General features: G+C 63.2%; 8 protein-coding genes and 1 pseudogene. All 9 read right to left on the bottom strand.

The window, feature by feature from the left end; genetic code table 11:
• Positions 1–144: 144 nt before the first annotated feature.
• Positions 145–1,317, bottom strand: a complete 1,173-nt coding sequence (locus IVA82_RS24415) for an acetyl-CoA C-acyltransferase (RefSeq protein ID WP_247385013.1) — start codon at positions 1,315–1,317, stop codon at positions 145–147.
• 144 nt (positions 1,318–1,461) lie between these two features.
• A complete protein-coding gene (serA, locus tag IVA82_RS24410) occupies positions 1,462–3,051 on the bottom strand; it encodes a phosphoglycerate dehydrogenase (protein WP_247385012.1) in 1,590 nt (529 codons plus the stop codon).
• A gap of 169 nt (positions 3,052–3,220) precedes the next feature.
• Complete coding sequence (locus IVA82_RS24405) at positions 3,221–4,393, bottom strand: phosphoserine transaminase (RefSeq protein ID WP_247385011.1); 1,173 nt, start codon at positions 4,391–4,393, stop codon at positions 3,221–3,223.
• A 79-nt stretch (positions 4,394–4,472) separates the two neighbouring features.
• Complete coding sequence (locus tag IVA82_RS24400; RefSeq protein WP_247385009.1) at positions 4,473–4,664, bottom strand: hypothetical protein; 192 nt, start codon at positions 4,662–4,664, stop codon at positions 4,473–4,475.
• Positions 4,665–4,837: 173 nt separating this feature from the next.
• The gene (locus IVA82_RS24395; protein WP_247385007.1) at positions 4,838–5,302 is read right to left on the bottom strand and encodes a GNAT family N-acetyltransferase; all 465 of its coding nucleotides are present in this window, start codon (positions 5,300–5,302) and stop codon (positions 4,838–4,840) included.
• A 15-nt stretch (positions 5,303–5,317) separates the two neighbouring features.
• Positions 5,318–5,908 (bottom strand): glutathione S-transferase family protein, encoded by a 591-nt coding sequence (locus tag IVA82_RS24390; RefSeq protein WP_247385006.1) that lies wholly within the window; start codon positions 5,906–5,908, stop codon positions 5,318–5,320.
• 76 nt (positions 5,909–5,984) lie between these two features.
• Positions 5,985–6,809: an outer membrane beta-barrel protein gene (locus IVA82_RS24385; RefSeq protein WP_247385004.1), complete on the bottom strand. Its 825-nt coding sequence runs from the start codon at positions 6,807–6,809 to the stop codon at positions 5,985–5,987.
• 170 nt (positions 6,810–6,979) lie between these two features.
• A complete protein-coding gene (locus IVA82_RS24380; RefSeq protein WP_247385002.1) occupies positions 6,980–7,816 on the bottom strand; it encodes an outer membrane beta-barrel protein in 837 nt (278 codons plus the stop codon).
• A 225-nt stretch (positions 7,817–8,041) separates the two neighbouring features.
• Positions 8,042–8,173 (bottom strand): annotated as a pseudogene (locus IVA82_RS24375) (MFS transporter); the annotation flags it as partial.
• Positions 8,174–8,268 lie beyond the last annotated feature (95 nt).

Below are 8,268 nucleotides of genomic sequence, written 5' to 3'. Positions count from 1 at the left end.
TCTCGCGATGACGCCCTTGCGCTTCGCTAACCCTTCGCCGCCATCAGGCTGGGTAAAGGACTTCCACCTCCAAGCTGTCGAACATGCTCGGCACACCAAGGGCACGGCTCGCGCCGTGCCCTTTCGCTTTCACACTGCGCTGTCTCAGCTATAGATCTCGAACAGGCCGGCGCCGCCCTGGCCGCCGCCGATGCACATGGTCACCACGCCCCACTTGGCCTTGCGGCGCGCGCCTTCCAGGAGGATGTGGCCGGTGAGACGTGCGCCGGTCATGCCGAAAGGATGGCCGATCGCGATCGAGCCGCCGTTGACGTTGTACTTCTCGGGATCGATGCCGAGCTTGTCGCGGCAATACAGGCACTGGCTGGCGAAGGCCTCGTTGAGCTCCCACAGATCGATGTCGTCGATCTTCAGGCCGGTGCGCTTCAACAGCTTCGGGATCGCAAACACCGGGCCGATGCCCATCTCGTCCGGCTCGCAGCCGGCGGAAGCCCAGGCGACGAAGCGGCCGAGTGGCTTGAGGCCGCGCTTCTCGGCGTCCTTGGCTTCCATCAGCACCACGGCCGCGGCGCCGTCGGAGAGCTGGCTGGCATTGCCGGCGGTGACGGATTTGCCGGGACCCTTCACCGGCTCGAGCTTGGCGAGGCCTTCCATCGTGGTCTCGGGCCGGTTGCACTCGTCACGATCGACGACGTAGTCGACGATCGACTCCGCCTTGGTCGCCTTGTCGACCACTTTCATTTTGGTCTTCATCGGGACGATCTCGTCCTTGAACTTGTTCGCCTGCTGGGCCGCGGCCATGCGGCGCTGCGATTCCAGCGAGAACTCGTCCTGATATTCGCGGCTGACCTTGTAGCGCTCCGCCACGATATCGGCGGTGTCGATCATCGCCATGAAGATGTCGGGCGCGACCTTCAGCAGCTCCGGATCGACCGCTTCCTTGGGCAGAGGGCCGCCCGGAATCGAGATGCTCTCGACGCCGCCGGCGACGATGCAATCGGCGCCGTCGGAGCGGATCGAGTTCGCGGCCATGGCAATGGTCTGCAGGCCCGAGGAGCAGAAGCGGTTCACCGACACGCCGGCGGTGGTCTTCGGCAGACCCGCGAGCAGCGCGGCCTGGCGGCCGATGTTCGGCGCGCCATGGGCGCAATTGCCGAGATAGCTGTCCTCGACATAGTCCTTCTCGACGCCGGCGCGGTCGACCGCGTGGTGGATGGCGTGGGCCGCAAGACTCATCGGCGCGGTGATGTTGAACCCACCGCGGCCGGACTTCGCCAACCCCGTGCGCGCATAGGAAACGATGACGGCTTCACGCATTGTTTTCTCCCTTTTTCGAAACGATTTTGAACGGAGCGTCCTTCCGCCATTGGTACACAAAGTTGGGCGGCGGCGGGAGAAATAAAAACGCCGCCTCCGGTAACGGAGGCGGCGTTGTTCCGCGGGTCGGAATATGTCGGCGCCTCAGAACGTCAGCGCCTTGACCTGCTTGACCTGCGGCAGGGCCTGCACCTTGGCGAGCACGTCGGCCGGCACCGCGCCGTCGACCTCGACCAGCGCGATGGCGTCGCTGCCCTGCGCGACGCGGCCGAGATGGAAGGTCGCGATGTTGATTCTGGCGTCGCCGAGCAGGCTCGCGAACTTGCCGATGAAGCCCGGCTTGTCCTCGTTGGTGACGTAGATCATCGACTTGCCGAACTCGGCGTCGACGCGGATGCCCTTGATGTCGACGAGCCGCGGCTTGCCGTCGTGATAGACGGTGCCCGAGACCGACCGCTCCTGGCGTTCGGTGGTAACGGTGACTGTGATCAGGCTCTCATAGTCGCTCTGCGCGGCACGTACGATCTCGTCCACCACCATGCCGCGTTCCTTGGCGACGACCGGCGCGGACACCACGTTGACCTCGCCCAGCATCGGCCGCAGCAGGCCCGACAGCACGGCGGAGGTGATCGCCTTGATCTTCATCTCGGCGACGTGGCCCTCATAGGTAATCTGCACCTTGAGGATGCCGGATTCGGTGAGCTGGCCGGCGAACGATCCGAGCTTTTCGGCAAGCGCGATGAACGGCTTCAGCTTCGGCGCCTCTTCCGCGGTGATCGAGGGGAAGTTGACGGCGTTCGAGATCGCGCCGGTGAGCAGATAGTCAGACATCTGCTCGGCGACCTGGAGCGCGACGTTCTCCTGCGCTTCGGTGGTGGCGGCGCCGAGATGCGGGGTGCAGATCACGTTGGGATGACCGAACAGCACGCTTGAGGTCGCGGGCTCCTCGACGAAGACGTCGAAGGCTGCGCCCGCAATGTGCTTGGCGTTCAGCGCATCGACCACCGCCTGCTCGTCGACCAGACCGCCGCGGGCGCAATTGATCAGGCGCACGCCCTTCTTCATCTTTGCGATCGCAGCCGCATCGATGATGTTCCTGGTCTTGTCGGTGAGCGGGGTGTGGAGCGTGATGAAATCGGCGCGCTTCAAGAGCTCGTCGAGCTCGACCTTCTCGACGCCGATGTCCTTGGCGCGCTCCGGCGACAGGAACGGATCGAAGGCGATCACCTTCATGCGCAGGCCGAGCGCGCGGTCGGCGACGATCGAGCCGATGTTGCCGCAGCCGACGACGCCGAGCACCTTGCCAGTGATCTCGACGCCCATGAAGCGGTTCTTCTCCCACTTGCCGGCCTGGGTCGAGGTGTCGGCCTGCGGAATCTCGCGCGCCAGCGCCAGCATCAGCGTGATGGCGTGCTCGGCGGTCGTGATCGAATTGCCGAACGGCGTGTTCATCACGATGATGCCCTTGGCGGTCGCCGCGGGAATTTCGACGTTGTCGACACCGATGCCGGCGCGGCCGATCACCTTGAGATTGGTCGCCTTCTCCAGGATCTTGGCCGTGGCCTTGGTCGCGGAGCGGATCGCGAGTCCGTCGTAATTGCCGATGATCTCGGCGAGCTTGTCCTTGTCCTTGCCGAGATTGGGCTGGAAGTCGACCTCAATACCGCGGTCTTTGAAGATCTGTACGGCGGCGGGAGAGAGCGCGTCGGAAATGAGAACTTTGGGCTTGGTCATGGATGTCTTCCTTCACACCCTCCCCTGGAGGGGGAGGGTCGGCGCGAAGCGCCGGGGTGGGGTGAAGCTGCAAACTCGAAATTCGCCAGTGCGCCGTGTGGAGAGATCACCCCACCCCGCCGCACCTGACGGTGCGTCGACCCTCCCCCTCCAGGGGAGGGTCAGAAACTCACGCCGCCTTGGGCAGCGCGGCCTTGGTCTCGGCAAAAGCCCAGTCGATCCACTGCGTGAGAAGCTCGACGTCCCTGGCCTCGACGGTGGCGCCGCACCAGATGCGCAGGCCAGCCGGAGCATCGCGGTAATACGCAAAGTCGTATCCTGCGCCTTCCTTTTCGACCAGCGCGACCAGCTTCTTGCAGAAGTCGGCCTGTGCATCGACCGGCAGCGAAGTGATCGCGGGATCGGTGAACTTCAGGCACACCGAAGTGTTGGAGCGGATCGAGGCGTCCTTGGCGAGGAAGTCGATCCACGGCGTCTTCGCTTTCCAGTCGGCGAGCGCCTTGGTGTTGGCGTCGGCGCGCGCGATCAGGGCCTTGAGGCCGCCGATCGACTTGGCCCAGTTCAGCGCGTCGAGATAGTCCTCGACGCAGAGCATCGACGGCGTGTTGATGGTCTCGCCGACGAAGATGCCCTCGTTGATCTTGCCGCCCTTGGTCATGCGGAAGATTTTCGGCAGCGGCCAGGCCGGCTTGTAGGTCTCGAGCCGCTCCACCGCGCGCGGCGAGAGAACCAGCATGCCGTGCGCGGCTTCACCGCCGAGCGCCTTCTGCCAGGAGAAGGTAACGACATCGAGCTTGGCCCAGTCGAGCGGCTGCGCAAACGCCGCCGAGGTGGCATCGCAAATGGTGAGGCCTTCGCGGGAAGAGCTGATCCAGTCGGCGTTCGGCACGCGCACGCCCGAGGTAGTGCCGTTCCAGGTGAAGACCACGTCGGACTTCGGATCGACCTTGGAGAGATCAGGGATCTCGCCGTAGGCCGCGTTGAGCTTGGTGACGTCCTTGAGCTTCAATTCCTTGACGATGTCGCTGACCCAGCCCTCGCCGAAGGATTCCCAGGCGAGCGTGGTGACGGGCTTTGCTCCCAGCAGCGACCACAGCGCCATTTCGACGGCGCCGGTATCGGAGGCCGGCACGATGCCGATGCGATAATCGGCGGGCACCTCAAGCACTTCGCGCGTCAAATCGATCGCGAGCTTGAGCTTGGTCTTGCCGACCTTCGCGCGATGCGAACGGCCGAGCGCTGCGTCCTTGAGATTTTGGGCATTCCAGCCGGGGCGCTTGGCGCAGGGGCCGGAGGAGAAATGCGGCACGGTCGGCCGCGAAGCGGGCTTCGCCACAGTCATCGTCTACCCTTCCAGATAGTAAGCCTCCCGTTGGGGGGAGGTGTCCCGCCGCGGCTGATACGGGAATCGGGTAAGCCAGTCAAGGAAGTTCCGGGGGCTCACGCGTCAGTGATGGCGCCTCGGGCGCGATTTTTGGGGATTCGACCACGGCAAGCGCATTCAGCAAGTCCGTGGCCTCGCTGATCAATTGCGCGGCTCTGCGGCGGCTGCCGACTTTCAAAATGCATTTGTCATTGGCCTGCACGACGTAGTCGTTGCCGACCTTGATCATCGAATAGCTTGTCATCGAAATCCCCGAACCGACCGAGCTCGGTGTCCGACGCTGCCGTAGCACCGTTCGTTCCCGGTTCAACGTGAACGACGGCTGGGTAGTTTACCGGCTCTTAACATGAACGAATGCGCGATCTGAATTTGCTGATCGCGCAACGGCCGTAAGGGTCTGCCTCAAAAGCGAACAGTCATGCCGACATGGCTCGCAGCGAATCCAAGTCGCTTGTAGAAGCGCTGCGCATCGACGCGGCTTGCATGCGTCAGCAGCTCGACCAGATTGCAGCCTCGCGCTTTGGCTTGCGCGATCGCCCATTGCACCAATTGCTCGCCGATGCCGCGGCTGCGGCAGTCGGAAGCAACGCGGACATCTTCGAGCAGGCCGCGCGAGCCGCCTTGCGAACTGATCCCGGGCAGGATCGCCAGTTGCAGGCAGCCGACCACCCTGCCCTCGCTCTCGGCCACCACGAGCGTGAGATTCGGATCGCGCTCGATCCGCACGAACGCGTCGTAATAGGACGCAGGCAATGGATCCTCCACGCGCTCGCGGGCGCGCCCGAGATGATCGTCGGCGAGCATTGCCACGATCGCGGCAACGTCCTCGCGGCGCGCGCGACGGATGGAGATAGGCTCGGCGTTCATGCGGATCTCTCGAATTCAACGTGCCGGCGGAAGGCCGAGATGGGCTTCGGCTTCGCCGATCCAGCGGCGGACGGCAGCAAAGCGACCGAGATCGAAGCCGCCTTCATGTGCCACACGCGTATAGGCGAGCAGCGAGACGTCGGCGAGCGAAATCACGTCGCCGGCGAGGAAGCGGTTCACCGCCAGATGCTGTTCCATGCGGTCGAGCGCCGCATAGCCGCGCTTGACCTTCTCCGGATCGAGCTCGGAGGCGTTCCTGCCGAGATAGACCAGCTGGAAGCGGCACACCGCGATATAGGGTTCGTGGCTGTACTGTTCCCAGAACAGCCATTCGTCCATCTTGGCGGCAGCATATGCGTCGCGAGGAATGAGCGCGCTGTCGCGGGCGAGATAGCGGATGATGGCATTGGACTGCGCCAGCGTGCGGCCGTCGTCGAAGGCGACAGTCGGCACCTGCCCCGCGCCGTTCATCTTCAGAAACTGCGGCGTGCGCGTCTCGCCCTTGCGCGTGTCGATCTCGATCCACTGGTAGGGCAGCGCGAGCTTGTCGCAGACCCACTTCACCTTGAGACAATTGCCGGAGTTGCTATCGCCGTAGATCTTCATCGCTGCCGCCCTGCTTTGGGCATCAGAGCATCAGGACGGAAAGAACCTGTCAACCGGCGCAAGGCGAAGCGGCGCGTCAGAACTTGTAGCCGAGACCCGCTCGAACGGTGTTGATATTCGTGTCGATGTTGCTTGTGAAGCGGATGTATTCCCATTCAGCGCGCGCGAACAGCCCGCCGACGAGGTTGACGTCAACGCCAAGACCTGCGGTATAGCCGTAGATCATGTGATTGTGCACGGTATCCGTCGCACTCAGCGGCTGCAACCTCGTGAATGACCCCAGGATTGTGGCGCTGACCGCATCCTCTACGAGGACGGTGCGCGATATGTCGGCTTTGCCGAGCGCGAAACCGCCAAACACGTAAGGCAGGAAGCAGCCCCAGGCATACGCCGCACGGCCGCGGAACGTCGCCATATCCGAGATTGAAATTCCAGCCGACGATGTCACCTTGACATCGTGGAAGAAGCCGTCCGTCAGCGCGCTGCCACTGACAAGTTCCTTGGACGCTTGTGACGTGCCACCGAATGAGCCGTGTAGATAGCTCACCTCGAGGCCGAGGACGACGTCCTCCCACTGGCCATTGTATCCGAAGAAGGCGCCGTAGCCGCTCGACCGGGTTGATTGTCCGCCGAGGCCGAGATTCCAGTTCGCCACGTCCATCTGCTGAATAACATTGTGGTCCAGCAGCGTGTCCAGCATCGTCTTGTTGCTGCCGTTGAAATGTTCGTCCGACGCGCCGTAGCCCGCCTGGCCACCGACATAGAAGCCGTCCCAGGTGACGCTGGATTTGCTCAGTCCGTCCGTGAAGCTGCCGCGCAGGATGGGCAGGTCGGGCAGGTCGGCCGCATGTGCGGCAGACACCGTCCCCAACATCGCCGCCGCCAACAAAAGCCTACGCATCGCAACGCTCCAAATCGGACTCGAACTGTTCCGATGATCATCGCCCGTTAACCTTAACCAATGGTTGCGGCGGCGGCTTTCATCGCCGCGGAGCCATGAAAAATCCGCAAAGCAAAACGGCGCGGGATGATCCCGCGCCGTTAAGATGTCTTAAGCGATGAGGCGAGCGATCAGCCCTTGGTGATCAGCGGCGGCGGCGAATAGACCGGCGGGCTGGAGAGCTCCCAGCGCACGCCGAGCTTGACGTCGTGCGAAGTGATGTCCTTGACCTTGATCGTGGACGCGCCCGAGATGCTGTTGTCGTAGGCGCGGAAATTGCCGGGCGCAGCGTCGCCCAGATCCATGTAGCTGTAGGCCAGTTCGACGGTGAAGCCGGGATTGACCTTGTAGGCGAGACCGGCATGCGCGGCCCAGGCCAGGTTCCACTTACCGTTGTCGCCGAAGTAGGTGACGCTGTTGGAGAGGCCGCCGGCATTGATCCGGGTGCCGTCATCACGGAAGCCGCTGAGCTTGTTGTACGAGCCACCGACACCGGCGCCGATGAACGGCGTGATGCACCACCAGGTGCCGAGATCGACATAGGCGTTGGCCATGACGACCCACTCGGACTTGCTGCCGCTGTAGTTGTTGGCTTCGAAATCGGCGGCGCCGAGGGTGACGTTGTCCGAGCCGTGCAAATTGGCCTTGCCGCGATACTGGCCGATCACGTCGGCACGGAACCAGTTGTTGAAGCGATAGCCGACGCCGAGATCGAACAACGGCGAGGAGTCGAAGCCGAGGCCCACGGTCTGGGTCGGGAACGTCTGCGCGGTCGCGCTGTCGATCCGCTTGGCGCTCTGGTTGGTCATGCCAATGTCGCCGCGGAGATACCAGCCGCCGAAGTCGGCGGGCGGGGCCGGCGGCGCGTACATGGGAGGCGGAGCCGCGATCGGCATATCGGCGGCGAACGCCATCGACGAGATCAGGGTTGCCGCACCCGCGGCAAGGAGAGACTTAACGCTACGCATTGGCTTCGTCCTTTTGGCCGGTGAGGCAATACGGCGCCTCACGTTCTGGAAACTCACGGCCCGGACGTTGGCAGCAAATGTTTAAGCGGCGCTTAACCCTAATTTTTAAGGTTGATTTTTTCTGACTGCACACGCGGATGCGGCGCGAGCGTTGCAAAACTGCGGCGCCTGCGCGCCGCAATTGCTAACGATTGATGAAGTCGCATTGCGGCAAGAAAGAATGCGTTAACGCGTGTGCCGCGGCAGGCTGGGCAGGAACACCGCAAGCAGCCCGATCGCCGGCAGCCAGGCGCAGACCTGGTAGACGAACTCGATCGAGGTGTGGTCGGCTAGCTTGCCGAGCACGGCGGCGCCTAATCTTACTGAGTCAGAAAGTCGCGATCTTTGATCCTGGAATTGCTGGTATTTTCGGGAGATTCGTTTTTCGGCATGGAGAGCTGGGATGGGTCACC

Origin of the sequence: Bradyrhizobium sp. 142 (assembly GCF_023074015.1) — a bacterium.
Lineage (GTDB): Bacteria > Pseudomonadota > Alphaproteobacteria > Rhizobiales > Xanthobacteraceae > Bradyrhizobium.
Note: the sequence above shows the minus strand (reverse complement) of the source record. Positions and strands in the feature narration are given on the sequence as shown.